Annotated in this window: 11 protein-coding genes and 1 pseudogene; 4 read left to right on the top strand and 8 right to left on the bottom strand. The window is 73.6% G+C overall.

Translation table 11 applies throughout. From position 1 onward, the window contains the following. Nucleotides 1-90: 90 nt before the first annotated feature. The 7 genes from AB0389_RS28785 to AB0389_RS28815 all read right to left on the bottom strand — a co-directional run bounded on the left by AB0389_RS28785 (nt 91) and on the right by AB0389_RS28815 (nt 8,311). The gene (locus tag AB0389_RS28785; protein ID WP_366398427.1) at nt 91-1,848 is read right to left on the bottom strand and encodes an FAD/NAD(P)-binding protein; all 1,758 of its coding nucleotides are present in this window, start codon (nt 1,846-1,848) and stop codon (nt 91-93) included. Nucleotides 1,849-1,850: 2 nt separating this feature from the next. Then, complete coding sequence (locus AB0389_RS28790) at nt 1,851-2,897, bottom strand: membrane dipeptidase (protein ID WP_366398428.1); 1,047 nt, start codon at nt 2,895-2,897, stop codon at nt 1,851-1,853. Between the two features lie 49 nt (nt 2,898-2,946). Continuing rightward, nucleotides 2,947-3,744 (bottom strand): ABC transporter permease, encoded by a 798-nt coding sequence (locus AB0389_RS28795; protein WP_366398429.1) that lies wholly within the window; start codon nt 3,742-3,744, stop codon nt 2,947-2,949. Further along, nucleotides 3,741-4,664 (bottom strand): ABC transporter permease, encoded by a 924-nt coding sequence (locus AB0389_RS28800; RefSeq protein WP_366398430.1) that lies wholly within the window; start codon nt 4,662-4,664, stop codon nt 3,741-3,743. The genes AB0389_RS28795 and AB0389_RS28800 overlap by 4 nt, the downstream gene beginning before the upstream one ends. Beyond that, a complete protein-coding gene (locus AB0389_RS28805; RefSeq protein WP_366398431.1) occupies nt 4,661-5,815 on the bottom strand; it encodes an ABC transporter ATP-binding protein in 1,155 nt (384 codons plus the stop codon). Before AB0389_RS28805 ends, AB0389_RS28800 begins: the two co-directional genes overlap by 4 nt. Beyond that, nucleotides 5,808-6,896 (bottom strand): ABC transporter substrate-binding protein, encoded by a 1,089-nt coding sequence (locus AB0389_RS28810; RefSeq protein WP_366398432.1) that lies wholly within the window; start codon nt 6,894-6,896, stop codon nt 5,808-5,810. Before AB0389_RS28810 ends, AB0389_RS28805 begins: the two co-directional genes overlap by 8 nt. 116 nt (nt 6,897-7,012) lie before the next feature. Continuing rightward, a complete protein-coding gene (locus tag AB0389_RS28815; protein ID WP_366398433.1) occupies nt 7,013-8,311 on the bottom strand; it encodes a peroxidase-related enzyme in 1,299 nt (432 codons plus the stop codon). Nucleotides 8,312-8,669: 358 nt separating this feature from the next. Here AB0389_RS28815 and AB0389_RS28820 point away from each other — a divergent pair, with 358 nt between their 5' ends. The 3 genes and pseudogenes from AB0389_RS28820 to AB0389_RS28830 all read left to right on the top strand — a co-directional run. Further along, nucleotides 8,670-9,446 carry a GntR family transcriptional regulator gene (locus tag AB0389_RS28820; RefSeq protein WP_366398434.1) on the top strand — a complete coding sequence of 259 codons (777 nt, stop codon included), beginning with the start codon at nt 8,670-8,672 and terminating at the stop codon, nt 9,444-9,446. 167 nt (nt 9,447-9,613) lie between these two features. Beyond that, nucleotides 9,614-10,675: a lytic polysaccharide monooxygenase gene (locus AB0389_RS28825; RefSeq protein WP_366398435.1), complete on the top strand. Its 1,062-nt coding sequence runs from the start codon at nt 9,614-9,616 to the stop codon at nt 10,673-10,675. A 238-nt stretch (nt 10,676-10,913) separates the two neighbouring features. Beyond that, nucleotides 10,914-11,940, top strand: a pseudogene (locus tag AB0389_RS28830) (histidinol-phosphate transaminase); the annotation flags it as partial. Between the two features lie 211 nt (nt 11,941-12,151). Here AB0389_RS28830 and AB0389_RS28835 read toward each other — a convergent pair. Continuing rightward, a complete protein-coding gene (locus AB0389_RS28835) occupies nt 12,152-13,624 on the bottom strand; it encodes a hypothetical protein (protein ID WP_366398436.1) in 1,473 nt (490 codons plus the stop codon). 154 nt (nt 13,625-13,778) lie between these two features. On the opposite strand from AB0389_RS28835, the gene AB0389_RS28840 reads away from it, so the two are divergent. Beyond that, on the top strand, nt 13,779-14,456 hold the full coding sequence (locus AB0389_RS28840) for a response regulator transcription factor (protein ID WP_366398437.1): 678 nt from the start codon (nt 13,779-13,781) through the stop codon (nt 14,454-14,456). The last annotated feature ends 9 nt before the right edge of the window (nt 14,457-14,465 follow it).

Genomic DNA, 14,465 nt, shown 5'->3' on the forward strand with positions numbered 1-14,465 from the left:
CCCTCGTAGCGGAGCTACTAGGGCATTTCGGCAACGCCGCGAGCGTGCGTGCCACGCCCCGCGAGCCCAGATCACAACCCCACACAGGCCCTAGGTACGGGCCGCCCACTCCAGGGCGGCCCTGGCGATCGTGTCGGCCTGCCGGAACATCTCGGCGTTCGCGCGCGCCTTCGCGCCGATCGGGGTGTTCCAGTGCACGCCCTCGACCGGGATGCCGACCGCGAAGAGATGCGGGTGCGGCCGGCCGTCGGCCGCGCGGACGCGCAGATCGGCGGCGCCGACGTCGAGGGCGCCCGTCGGCTCCGTACCGGCTCCGGTGCCCGCCCGGTGCGGGCGGGCCAGTCCGTCGGCAACCAGCCCGGCGAGCAGCGGGTCGGCGGTCTCCGCCAGGTCCTGGCCGGGCAGCCAGGCGTCCAGCAGGGCGCGGGCCGTCGCCGGAGCGCCGCCGGTGGTCGGGGACGTCATGACGTAACGGCCGGCCTCCTCGTCCACGGTCACGGTGGGCCGCGCCCCGGTGAACTCGACGACGCCCGCCTCGCTGAGGGCGATCAGCTCGGCGATCCGGCTCGCGGGCGGGCCGCTGGACAGATGCGCCCCGAAGGAGCGGAACCACTCCAGCTCGCGGTACGAGGCGCCGCTCAGCACTCCGGCCGCGACCAGCCGCCGTACCTGTCCCTTCACCGCCGTGACCGCTCCGGCCGCGGCCTTGAGCGGGCTGCGTCCCGGCGCGCGGGCCGCCGCCATGTCGGCGCGCAGCCACTCCCGCAGCAGGCCGCCGAACTGCTCGCGGCCGGTGAACGTCCGGCCGGTCAGCGGCCGGTCGAGCGCCGCCATGTCGAAGGAGCCCGCGGTACGGACGCCCGTACGGTCCCAGGCCGCCGCCGCCTCCCGCTCGATCAGCGGCAGGACCTCCGTCGCGAAGTCGACCGTCCCGGGCTCCCGCGCGGTCAGCCGGCCGAGCGCCGCCTCGTCGAAGTGGACCAGGGTGTGGCCGGCCGGCATCTCGCCCGGCACCTGGTTCCGCGCGAGATACGGGACCCCGCGCCCCGACCCCGCCAGGACCAGCGGCTCCCGCCCGGACGGCACATAGCGCAGCGGGCCCCCGGGGCCGGCCGGTTCGAAGCGTCCGCCGCGTCCGGCGGTGAGCAGCGCCAGCTGGTCGAAGAAGTTGAGGGCGAGACCGCGTACGAGGACGGGCTCCCCGGGCGGCAGCAGATCGAGCCTGGCCTCCCGGGGGTGTCCCGGCGGCAGGTACAGCAGCCCGTGCCGGCCGGCCGCGTCGGCGAGCGCGCGCTGCTCGGGCGGGGGCCGCCGGTCGGTGTGGCCGGTGGCGAGGACCACCGCGTCGGCGAGCAGCTCGGTCCCGTCCGCGAGCCGCAGCCGCGACCGGCCGCCGGGGGCGGCGTCGGGATCGAGGCCGACGGCGCGCGTCGGATGGAACACGATCCGGGTGCCGGGGGCGGCGGACGCGGCGATCCGCCCGTATGCCCAGGCGAGATAGCGGCCCATCAGCGCGCGGTTGGGGTGCTCCCACGGCGCGAGGCCCGGCGCGTGCTCGCGCGCCCACTCCATGAGCGTGGGACCGGTCGCCGACGGGCCGGCCATCCGTACCGTGTCGTCGGGGAACGCGGTCGCGTGTCCCGCGACCGTGTTCATCAGCAGGTGCGCGGGCTGCGCCGGGTCCCAGACCCGGCCGGCGCCGGGCGTGTGCGGCTCGACGACATGCAGCTCGGCCGGGGTGTCGGCCCAGGGCCCGGCCGGCCCGAGGTTGGCTATGAGGCGCTCCAGTACGGCCGTACCGCGCGGTCCCGCGCCCACGATCGCCACACTCACCGTACGACGCGCCACAGTCACTCTCCCGAACCCGAGTCCCAGATCTCCGCCAGGACCCGCTGGAGATTTCCGCCGAGCACCTTGCCGATGTCCTCGCCACTGTAACCGCGCCCGGCCAGCAGCTCGGTGATACGGGGCAGGTCGGCGGGGGTGCCCATGCCCTCGGGGTGGATCCGGTCGAGGTCCAGGTCGGCGCCGACGATGGGGATCTCCGGGTAGAGCCGGCGCACCCGCGCCATGCCCTCGCGGGAGTACTTGCGCTCGTCTCCGACGTCCGTGCCGACGATGACGTGGTCGATGCCGGCCAGCTCGACCAGGTGGTCGATGTTGTCGGCGAAGACCTCGGCTCCCGGCCGCCGGGTCAGCCCGTCGGGGGTGAGGAAGCCGGACTTGGCCGCGAGGCCGAACACACCGCCGCGCGCGGCGAGTTCCCTGACGACCAGGTCGCTCTTGTTGCGGGGGCTGTCGACGAAGTGGGTCAGCCCGGCGTGGGTGACGAGTACCGGCTTCTCCGAGGTCTCGATGGTCTCCAGGGTGGAGCGTTCGCCGGTGTGCGAGAGGTCGAGCGCGATGCCCAGCCGGTTGCACTCCGCGACGAGGGCGCGACCGAAGCGGCTCAGCCCGCCGTTGGCGCTCTCGCCGCTGCCGTCGGCCGCGTAGTTCCGGTTCTGGTAGGTGAGTCCCATGAAGCGCAGGCCCAGCTGGTGCAGGGCCGCGAGCCGCCACAGGTCCTCCCCCACCGGCTTGCTGTCCTCGAACCCGGCGAACCAGGCGACCGTCCCGGTCTCCTTGGCGCGCGCGACGTCATCGAGTCCGTACGCCTGGAAGACCCGCCCGTCCGTCTCCGCCAGCCGCCGCTGCCAGCCGACGAGGGAGGCCGCCGCCGCGTCGTAGTCCTGGGAGATGGAGACCGCGTGGTTGATCGCGGTGACCCCGGAGGCGGCGAGCTTGCCGAGGTACGTCTCGTCCGCCCAGGCGAGCGGGGTGCAGTCGAGGGCGTTGAAGACGACGCTGTCGCGGTGCAGGGCGGCGTGGTCGAGGGGCTGCGCCGGGGTGTCGGGCACGGGTAACTCCTTGGAACGGTACGGACGGTGTGGGGGGGGTGCGGTGTGCTCAGGAGCGCAGTGTGCGGCGCAGCCCGAGACCGCGCTCCACCAGCACGACCACGACCACGGAGAGCAGCACCAGCAGGACGGAGAGGGAGGCCACGGACGGATCGCTGCGGTACTCGACGTACTGGAGCACGGCGACCGGCAGCGGCACGGTGTGCTGCCCCGACACGAACAGCGAGATCACGGTCTCGTCGAACGACAGCAGGAACGCGATGACCCCGCCCGAGAGCAGTCCGGACCTGATGGTGGGCAGGGTGATCCGCCAGAACGTCAGGAACCCGTTCGCGCCGAGCGTGCGCGCCGCCTCCTCGGCCCTCGGGTCGGCCGAGACCAGGGCCGCGGAGACCGTCCGTACGACATAGGGGACGGTCACCCCGAGATGGGCCAGGATCAGCCCCCAGTAGGTGTCGGTGAGCGGGATCGGCGCCATGATCAGCAGCAGCGCGAGCCCGAGCACGATGTGCGGGACGAGCAGGGGCGACAGGAAGACCGCCTCGATCGCCGACCGCCCCCGGAACCGCAGCCGGCTCAGCGCGAGCGCCGCCGGTACGCCCGTCACCAGCGCCAGCAGCGCGGTGACCGCGGCGGTGATGCCGCTGACCTTGAAGCCCTCGCGGAAGGCGTCGTTCGCGAAGACCTGCCGGTACGCGTCGAGGCTGAAGCCCTCGGGCGGGAAGCGCAGATAGGTCGAGGTGTCGAAGGACTCCACGAGCACGATCAGGATGGGTGCGAGCAGGAAGAGGTAGAGGACGGTGAGAACGAGGGCCCACACCGCTCTCGTCAGCCGGCGCGTGGTCATGAGCGGGCCTCCCGTCCGCCGGTGAAGCGGGCTTCGAGGGCCCGTTGTGCCCACAGGTAGACCACGATCACCACACCGAAGACCGCGAGCAGCAGCATCGAGAGGACCGCCGCCACCGGCCAGTCGAGGCTGGTGATCGCCTCGTCGTAGATCTCGGTGGCCAGGACGAAGACCCGGCCGCCGCCGATGAGCCGGGGCGTGACATAGCCGCTGAGGCTGAGGACGAACACCAGCAGCCCGGCAGTGAGCACACCCGGCAGGGTGAGCGGCAGGACGACACGGCGGAACACCGTACGGCGCGGGGCGCCCAGTGACGCGGCGGCCTGTTCCAGCGCCGGGTCGAGCCGGCCGAACCCGCTGATCATGGCGAGGATCGCGAACGGCATGTAGATCTCGGTGGAGGCGATGACCACCCCGGTGAGGTTGTTGGCCAGCTGGAGCGGGCTGTCGATCACTCCGAGCGCGTCCAGTGTCTTGTTGACGACTCCCTGGCGGCCGAGGATCGCCATCCAGCCGAAGGTGCGTGCCACGGAGGAGATGAGCAGCGGCGCGATGGCGAGCGCCATCAGCAGGCTGCGCCAGCGGCTGGCGGTACGCGTCAGGAAGAGGGCGACCGGGTAGGAGACGACGAGGGTGAAGAAGGTGACGAGGACGCCGAGTTCGACGGTCTGCCCGAGCACGTTCCAGTAGTGGGAGCTGCCGAGCACCTCGCCGAAGGTGGCGAGGGAGACCGTCTGCCGGATGAGGCCGCCCTCGCCGGACTCGTTGAGCGACATCCGCACCACCCAGACCAGCGGCAGCGCGTACGTCAGCAGCAGGGCGAGGAGGCCCGGCACGAGCAGGACGAGAGCCTGCCGGGCCGGACCGCGCCGGCGCGCGGCCTTCACCGCCGCTGCCGGCGCCGCGGGGGCCGCCGTCACTCCGTACCCTCCTCGGCGGCGACCAGCCGGGGCGCGGCCGGGTCCCACGACAGCTCCACCTCGGTGCCGGGACCGTACGACTCCCGTGTCCCGGTGGGCTGTTCGACGTCCAGTACGGGACCGGCGTCGCCTACGCGCACCCGGTAGGCGACGGTCTCGCCCGCGTACCCGGCGGAGAGGACCGTGCCGCGCGCCCCGCCGTTCCCCGTGCCGGTGCCGGGAGCGGCGGCGGCCAGGGCGATCCGGTGCGGGCGCAGCATGACGGTCGCGGTGCGGCCCGTCGCGGCCCGGCCGGCCGTTCCCCGGTCGCCCGCGGCGGCGACCGTGCCGAGGCCGGGGAGGGCGACCTCGGTCGTGTCCCCGGTGCGGCCGGTGACCGTACCGTCGAGCAGGTTGGCACGGCCCACGAACCGCGCCACGAACGGGCGTTCGGGGCGCTCGTAGACGTCCTCGGGGGTGCCCACCTGCTCTATCCGGCCCTGGTTCATGACGGCGACGCTGTCGGCCATGGACAGGGCCTCCTGCTGGTCGTGCGTGACGAAGACGGTGGTGACGCCGGTCTCGCGCTGGATCCGGACGATCTCGTCGCGCATCGCGGCGCGCAGTTGCGCGTCGAGGTTCGACAGCGGTTCGTCGAGGAGGAGCACGGCCGGTCCGACCACCAGCGCGCGGGCGAGCGCCACGCGCTGCTGCTGCCCGCCGGAGAGCTGGGCGACCCGGCGGCCGGCCAGCGGTCCGAGCCGTACGAGGTCGAGCGCCTCGCCGACGCGCCGCTTCAGCTCCGCCTTCGGGGTCTTCCGCATCTCCAGGCCGAAGGCCACGTTGCGGGCGACGTCCAGATGCGGGAAGAGGGCGTACGACTGGAAGACCACGCCCATGTCCCGCCGGTGGACGGGGGTGTCGGTGATGTCCCGGCCGTCGACGCTGATCCGCCCGGCGGTGGGCGGCACCAGCCCGGCGATCATGCGCAGCGTGGTCGACTTCCCGCAGCCCGAGGGGCCGAGGACGGCGAGCAGCCGGCCGCGCTCCACGGCGAGGTCGACACCGCGCACGGCGGCGCCGTCCTTGCCGGGGTAGGTCTTGGCAAGACCGTCGAGGACGAGGTGCCCGGCGCGCGCGGCGTCGTGCCGTACCGGAGCGGCGTCACCCACCGATGACCTCCTGCTTGATGCGGTCGACCCACGCGGTGTAGCGGGAGGTCATCCAGGACCAGTCGACGGGGATCTGGTTCTTCCGCTGCTCGTCGGAGGCCTGGGTGCGCTCCTTGGTGGCGGCGGCGAGCTGGACGTCCTTGTTGACCGGCGCGTAGAAGGCCTCGTCGTCGAACGCCTTCTGGGCCTCGGCGCCGATGGCGTAGTTGATGAACTTCTGCGCGGCGGCGGTGTGCTGGGAGTTGTTCACCAGGTTGATGGTGTTGACCTGGGTGACCGTGCCCTCCTTGGGAAGGACCGGCTGGACGACGCCCTTCGAGGAGTCCTTGTAGTACTGGCCGCGGGCGTTCCAGCCGACGGCCACGTCCACGTCGCCCGACTGGATGGCGGTGTAGACGTCGGGCGAGGGCTGCCAGGTCTGGACGGCCGGCGAGAGGGTCTTGAGCTTGTCGATCGCCGGGTCGATGTCCTTCTGGTAGTCCGCGCCGAGGATCTTCTCCAGGGCGACGATCAGGGCGACGCCCCGGGTGTCGGCGATGGGCATCGCCAGCTTGCCCTTGTACTCCGCGTCCCAGAGGTCGTTCCAGCTGGTGGGCGCCTTCTTGACGTTCTTGGAGTTGTAGAGGATCGAGAGGCTGTCGAAGGTGACGGCCGGGCCGTAGCCGTCCTTGCTCTTCGCGGTGTCCACGAGGTTCGCGACGTTGGTGACCTTCGACGCGTCGATCGGTGCGAAGAGCTTCTCCTTGTTGGCCGTCGGCGCCACGGAGCTGTCCATGAGGGCGACGTCGGCCACCGGGCGCTTGCTGCTGGCGCGCAGCTTGGCGAGCACCTCGGCGGAGTTCTGGATCGGTACGTAGGTGACCTTGATGTCCGGGTTGGCCTTCTCGAAGGGCTTGATCACCGTCTTGGTGAAGGCGTCCTGGAAGGTGCCGTAGAACCCCATGAAGGTGACGGTCTGCTTGCCGCCCGCGTCGCCGGAGGAGCCGGCGGACGTGGTGGCGCTGGAGGAGCAGGCCGTCGCGAGCAGGGCGGTACTGGCGAGGACCGCGGTGGCGGTGAGAACGGGGCGCAGAGCGGGCATGACGGTCTCCGGTCGAACGGGATCGGAAGGATCGGGGGACGCGGGTCCGAAGCGGGTACGGGCGCGCGGCGGAGCGGCGGGGGCGACGCCGGGCCCGCGACCACGGTGGACGACGGCTACGCGCCGTCCGTCCGTGGGGCCGGGACCGACGTCCTGCTACAGGACTCCCGTGCGTCGGTGCGCGGAATGCCGGCGTCGAGCGTCCTGGCGGGGTGGGGCATGGCGGCGGGGGCGTCACCCTCGTGACCCTCGTGCGCGTGTGCGTGGGCGGCGGCCTGCGTGTCGTCGTGTACGTCTACGTCGGCTTGTGTGTCGTCGTGTGCGTCGCCGAGGACGAGCATCAGGCGGTTCGCCCAGCCGAAGAGGGCCACGGCGTGGACGAGGCCGGTCAGTTCGGCGTCGTCGAAACCGGCCGCGCGCAGGGCCGCCACGTCCTGTCCCGTGGCCGCGGGCGGGGTGCGGGTCTGGGCCTCCGTGAAGCGGGCGAGCGCCGTGCCGCGGACGTCCCCGGCGAGCGCCTCGCCGCCCCGGTCGAGGACGCGGAGCGCCGCCGCCTCGTCGCGGACGAGCTGCGCGTACTTCCTGCCGTGCACGGAGGCGCAGTAGACGCAGCCGTTGACGCGCGAGACCAGCAGCGTCGCCAGCTCGCGTTCGGCGCGCGGCAGTCCGCCGCGCCCGTACATGATCGCGTCGTAGACGTACGTCCGGTGGTCGAGCGCGGCCGGGTCGTGCAGGAGCGTGCGGTAGTACGGGGACGCGGCCGAGAGCGTGGGGTGGGCGTCGATGACGGCCCGCTGCGCTTCGGTGAGCGCGTCGGCGTCGACGGCGGGGACACGGGGCCGCCAGGTCAGCCGGTTCAGGGTGAAGCGCCCCGCCTCCGGCGCGTGCGGCGCGGCCGGAAGCGGAGCGGTCTGGGGTGCGGACCCGGCGGCGGGCTCCCGTACGGGCTCGGGCTCCGGCTCGGCCGCGGGACCGCCGGCCAGCAGGGCGAGCCCGGAGGCGACGCGGGCCTCGTACGCGACGAAGGCGCAGATCTGCGCGAGGGCGACGACGGCCGGCGCGTCCAGTCCGTGGACGGTCACGTCCCGCAGTGTGGTCGGTCCGGTACCGGCGGGGTCGAGGGTGACGCGGTCGGTGAAGTCCACGACAGCGGCGGCCAGTGCGGCCGGTACGGCGGCGGATACGGGTGCGGATGCGGGTGCCGGCACGGCGGCGGGCGCCATGGCCCGGTAGCGGGCGGCGAGCCGGTGCTGTCCCGTACGTTCGGCCGCGCGGGCCGCCGCGGTGATCCGCAGTTCGACGGGGAGGGTGCCGGGGTCGTCCGGGGTGAGCAGGACGCGGCGGGCGGCGGCGGTGTGCTCGTCAGGCCCTGGGCGGTGCCCGGGGCCCCGCACGGTGCCCGTGTCGTGGCTCATTCCTGGTCCTCCTCACCCGTCGCGGCTGTCCGTCCCTGTCCGGCCGGTAAGACGCGACCGCCGGACAGGAGCTGAAAGTAGCCCCGTACCGCGGCGGGCGCAAAGGCCTCACCCCGTCGGAACAGGGCTGTTCGGCCGGGCGTCGGGGCGGTCCGGGAGGGGCGGGTATCCGGAACCTGATGCAACAGGTGCGGGGGCCCGCGTGGCAGACTGCCCGGGATAGTGGATTTTCGGCCTTGCCTGATGCATCAGGTACCCGGCGGCTCCGCCGCGGGATCCGTTCCTGAGCGCCCGGGACCGGCCCGATCCACCAGGAAACTTCTCACATACTGAAACAATGTCCGGAAGGTGAGACAGGATGGCGGCGGTCGCGGCCTATCGGGCGGTGGCGGAGGATCTCCGGCGCCGGATCGGCACGGGCGAGTTCGCCCCGGGCGATCCGCTGCCGTCCCGTGCCGCGCTCGCCCGGACGTACGGCGTCGGCCCGAACGTCGCCGCCGCCGCCGTACGGGCCCTGACCGCCGAGGGCCTGGTCAGGGGCCGGGCCGGCCGGGGCGTGTTCGTACGGGAGCGGCCCTCCTCCGGGACGATGGCCAGGTCGTGGACGCACGAGCGCCTCCAGGGCCGGCTCGCCCTCCGGAGCGGCGGCCCGCCGGGCGGCACGGACGACGACGGCCGTACGGTCCGCGGTACGCCCCGCTCCACGACCGGCGAGGCCCCGGCGGAGATCGCCCTGCGCCTCGGCGTGCCCGCCGCCGCGCCCGTGATCCGCAGCGAGTACCTGCTCACCCGGGACGGGAGGCCGGCCATGCACTGCGTCAGCTGGGAGCCGCTCACCGTCACGGGCGGGACCGCCGTATCGCTCCCCGGCGCGGGCCCCCTCGCGGGCAGCAGCGTGGTGGCCCGGATGTCCTACATCGGACTCCGGATCACCCGCTCCACCGAGACCGTCACCGCCCGCACGGCCACCCGCCAGGAGGCCGACGCCCTCGATCTGGTGCCCGGCGCCCCCGTGGCCGCCATCGAGCGCACCTATTACGCGGACGAACGCCCTCTGGAGACGGCCGATCTCGTGGTGCCCGGCGAGCGCTTCCGCCTCGCGTACGAGATCCCCGCCGAGCCCACGGACGGCTGAACCCGCGGACGGCCGAGCACCGGCCGAAGCCCCCTCCGAAGCCCCCTCCGAAGACTCGTCCAAAGATCGCGGAAGAAGTGCTGAACGCCCGGCGAGTACCGGCCGTAATAGACAACAGGCTGATGGGTCCCCGGGGTTGGCGGGCCCTCCGAGGAGGTCTGTCACCGATGTTCCGCCATCGCACCGCCGCTCCAGGGCACGCCCCGAGGCGCGCCCTGGCCGCCTTCGCGGGCACTGTTCCCCTTCTGCTCGCGGGCACCGCGGCGCTGACGGGGCTGACGGCGGGGCCGGCGTACGCGCACGGCGCGCCGACGGATCCCGTGAGCCGGGTCGCGGCCTGCGGTCCCGAGGGCGGCGCGGCGGCCTCCACGGACGCCTGCCGGGCGGCCGTGGCCGCCAACGACGGCCGGTCCTTCGACGAGTGGGACAACCTGCGGCTCGCGGGGGTGGACGGACGGGACCGCGAGTCGGTCCCCGACGGCCGGTTGTGCAGCGGCGGGCTCGACGCGTACAAGGGGCTCGACATCGCCCGCGCCGACTGGCCCGCCACCGAGCTGAGCCCCGGGGCCGCGTTCACGCTGACGTACAAGTCGACCATTCCGCACGAGGGGACGTTCAGTCTCTATCTCACCCGCGAGGGCTACTCCCCCGACTCGCCCCTGACCTGGGACGATCTGGCTCCGACGCCGTTCATCTCGGCGACCGACCCGCAGTTGGAGGGCGGCGCGTACCGGATCTCGGGCACGCTGCCGTCCAACCGTACGGGCCGGCACGTGCTCTACACGATCTGGCGGAACACCAGCACCCCCGACACGTACTACTCCTGCTCGGACGTCGTCTTCCCCGGTGGCGGCGGTGACGCCGCCGGAGAGACGGACAACGACGCGGACGACGGTACGGGGCAGCAGGCCGGCGAACAGACCGCCCCCTCGGAGCCCCAGCAGTCGGTGACGTACCCCGCCCACCAGCAGACGCCCTCGGCGCCGCTCCCCACGGCGTCCCTCGCGCTCCCGTCCGCCACCCCGAGCACCGCGGAGACCGCCGCGCAGTCCGCCACCGGGGCGCCGCTCCCCTCGGACACCCCGGCCGGGCCCCCGTCCGACGCGCCGCTGACCGACGCCCAGCCCGTCGGCTCGCAGAACGACTACGCGCCGGTGGCCGCCGGGGTCCTGGCGATCGTCGCGGGAATCGCGGTGTTCCTGCTGCGCCGCCGGCACTCCGCCGGCTGACCGCGTCCCCCAAAGCCTCCCCCAGAGCCTTCCCGAAGGGCCTCCCCCAAGGCCCACTCCCCTCCTCACCCGCCGCTCAGCACCGACCGCAAAAGGAGACCTCCTCCATGTCACCGTCCGCCGAAACGGGCCTCCTGCACACCACCGCGCACAGTCCGTCCTGGGCCATGCTGTCCCGGCTGTCACCGACGGACTCCGCGGAGGCCTCCCCCGAGCAGAGCGGGCGCGTCACCCCGTACGGCAGGGCGGAACCGGTGCAGGAGCGGGTCGACTTCTGCATTCCGTGCAACCCGTACTTCCCGACGCCGGACATGTTCAACAGGATGCGCGGGTCCCTGGAGTCGATCCTCAAGTACTACCCGAGCGACGCCGACACGGTCACCTCCGAGCTGTGCACGGTGCTCGGGCTCAACCCGCAGACCGTGGCCATGGGCAACGGCTCCACCGAGCTGATCACCTGGATCGACCATCTGCTGGTGAAGGAGAGCCTGGCGATCCCGATCCCCACCTTCGGCCGGTGGACGGACCAGCCGCTGGAGACCGGCAAGCGCGTCGACATGTTCCCGCTCCAGGAGGACCAGGACTTCACCCTCGATCTGCGGGAGTACGTGCGCTTCATCCGGCAGCGCGGATCCAAGGTCGCCGTCATCTGCAACCCGAACAACCCCGACGGCGGCTATCTCCGCCGCCATCAGGTGCTGTGGCTCCTCGATGAGCTGTCGGACCTCGATCTCGTGGTGGTCGACGAGTCGTTCATCGACTTCGTCGACGCGGAGAAGTCGCCGTCCGTCGCCGATGAGGCCGCCATCCGGTCGAATGTGATCGTCCTGAAGAGCCTCGGCAAGAACTTCGGACTGCACGGCATCAGATTCGGCTACCTCGTGGCCAACCCGGCGCTCGCGGCGAAGGTCCGCAAGAGCCTGCCGAAGTGGAATCTGAACTCCTTCGCGGAGAGCGTCGTCTTCATGATCAAGGAGTACGGCGTCGAGTACCACCAGAGCCTGGCGCTGCTGGCCCGCGACCGGGCCAACATGTCGCAGGCGCTGGCCGCGGTGCCCGATCTGATCGTCTTCCTCTCGCAGGGGAACTTCCTGCTGGTGAAGCTGCCCGACGGGGTGGACGGCGTGGCGCTGCGCGACCGGCTGCTCACCCAGTACGGGATCTTCATCCGCGAGTGCGGGAACAAGCTCGGCAGCAGCAGCCAGTTCGTCCGGCTGGTGGTCCGGCCGCACGACGACGTCCAGCGGCTGCTGACCGCGCTCAAGGCGTGCCTCCCGGCGGGTCCGACGGGTCTGGCCCGGCCCGACCAGTCGTTCCAGAGCGGTCAGCACACCGGGCACCACACCATGTCGTCGCTGCCCGCGCTGACGGCGCGTTAGCCGAACGGGTTCGTCGGGGCCGTCGCCGGGTGTCCGGCGGCGGCCCCGAGGCGTTCGGCCCCCGAGGCGTTCGGCCCCGAGGCGTTCGTGCGCTCCGTTACGTCCCCGGCGCGGCGGACGGGGAGACATAGGCGCGCCAGTCACGCCCGCCCGGCAGCTCCGGCAGGGGTACGACGCGCCAGGCGCGCGCGTACGCCGGGGGCCGCCGCGTGCCCGTCAGCACCAGGGCCACCGGCCGTTCGCGGGCGGCGGCGGCCAGTTCCGCCGGGGTGATGGAGCCGTCGTGGCCGCCGGTCTGGCGCGAGGCGCAGCGGGCGCGGAAGGCGATCCGTACGGCCTCCTCGCCGCTGACCACGCAGGGCGGCCGTACGCCCTGCCTGGCCAGTTCGGCCGCCGCCCGGCCGAAGGCGACCCGGTTGGCGCGCCCGCGCGCCGCCGCGCCGTCGAGGACCGTGTACTGGACGGCGAGATGGGCGCCCAGCAGCGCGCAGAGCCCGGCCGCGGCCACCGCCCGGGGCCGCACGGCCCGGCCGGCCCAGCGCAGGCAGCGCGCCACCGGCAGCGCGAGGAGCGCGTAGGCGGGCAGCAGGAAGCGCGGCGCCGCGTAGCCGATCAGCAGCAGATACGGCACGGCGAGCGACAGGCCGGCCAGCGTCGGCACCAGCACGGCGGCCGGCCGCCGGGAGCGCACCGCGGCCACCACCCCGCCCGCGACGAGCGGCGGCAGGGCGAACCACCACACCGCGGTGGCCGGCCGCCGCCACGCCATGTCGCAGGGCCGGCAGAGCAACCGCCCGTCCAGCGCCCGCACCTGGTCGTAGAAGGCGAGGTGCCAGCCCAGCCGGCCCTGGATCTCGCTGGCCCGGTGCAGCCGCGCCGCGAGCCCGCCGTAGCTCAGATACGCCTCGACGACCCACGGCGCGCACCCCAGCGCCGCCCCCGCGGCCAGCCCCGCCAGCAGCAGGGGCCGCCGCCAGGCCCCGACCAGGAGCGCACAGGCGGCGAGCGGCAGGGCGAGCCAGAACGCGTCCGTGGGCCGCATCAGCGCGACGAACGCCACCCCCGCGCAGAGCCCGGCGAGCGCGGCGCGGTCGGCTCGGTCCCGCGCGGCCCGCAGGAAGCAGCCGACCGCGAAGAGGCAGCCGAGGGCGACCCAGAGATTGGGCATGGCCTGCGGTCCGTAGAGCACGGTGATCCACAGCCCGGCGAACAGCCCGGCGGCCAGGGCGAGCAGGGGTACGGGGAGCAGCCGGCGCCAGACCGCGAACGCCGCGAACAGCCCGGCGCCCGACAGCAGCGCCAGATACACCCGGAGCGCCTCGACGGACGGGGTGAGCGCGGTCAGCGGCGCGACGAGGTAGGTGATGCCCCGGGCGCGCGGCGCGCTGAAGAACGCGGCGTCGGCCCCCGGGCTGACCTGGCTCACGTACACGGTCTCGTCCCAGCCGAGCCCCGCACCGGCCACCAGCAGCGCCAGCTGCACGAGGGTGTACGCCGCCGCCACCGCGACGAGCGGCCAGGAACCGCGCCCGCCCGCGCCGCCACCGCCGTCCGCCGGCCGGCCGCTCACGGCCCCGGGCTCCGTCCGTCGCGGTCCCGACACCGCGGCCGAGGTCTCCGCCATGCGCACCACGCTGCCGCCGCGGCCCCGGCCCGGCCATCGGAGCGCGGCACCCGGCGGATCGGCCGGGGTCACGCGGACCGGCCGGGGCCATACTGGCCGGGTGACCACCCACCGTGTGCTGATCGTCGAGGACGACCACGGCCTGCGCGACGTCCTCGCGCGCGGGCTGCGCGACGAGGACTTCGATGTCGTCACCGCGTCGGACGGCGCCGGGGCGCTGCGCGGTGTCGATGCCCGGGTGGACGCCGTGGTGCTGGACATCGGGCTGCCCGACTCGGACGGCCGGGACGTCTGCCAGGCCATGCGCGCCGCCGGGATCACCGCCCCGGTCGTCTTCCTGACCGCGCACGACACCCTGACCGACCGGCTGGCGGGCTTCTCCTCCGGCGGGGACGACTATCTCGCCAAACCGTTCCATCTGGCCGAACTGGCGGCCCGGGTCCGCGCCGCCCTGCGCCGGGCCGGGCGGGACAGCGCCATCGACACGGGCGGGCTGCGGCTCGATCCCGTACGGCACGAGCTGACCGCGCGCGACACCGCCGTACCGCTGACACCCACCGAGTTCCGGCTGCTGGCCTGCCTGATGGCGGCACCCGGCACCGCCGTACGGCGGCGGGCGCTGCTGCGGGCGGGCTGGCCCGAGGGCGCGCACGTCAGCGACAACACGCTCGACCAGTATCTGACCCGGCTGCGGCGCAAGCTGCGCGCGGCCGGCGCCTCGCACGCGCTCACCACGGTCCGGGGCATCGGCTACCGCTTCGGCCCCACCCCGCCATGAGGTGGCCGG

Origin of the sequence: Streptomyces sp. NPDC093109 (assembly GCF_040701725.1) — a bacterium.
Lineage (GTDB): Bacteria > Actinomycetota > Actinomycetes > Streptomycetales > Streptomycetaceae > Streptomyces.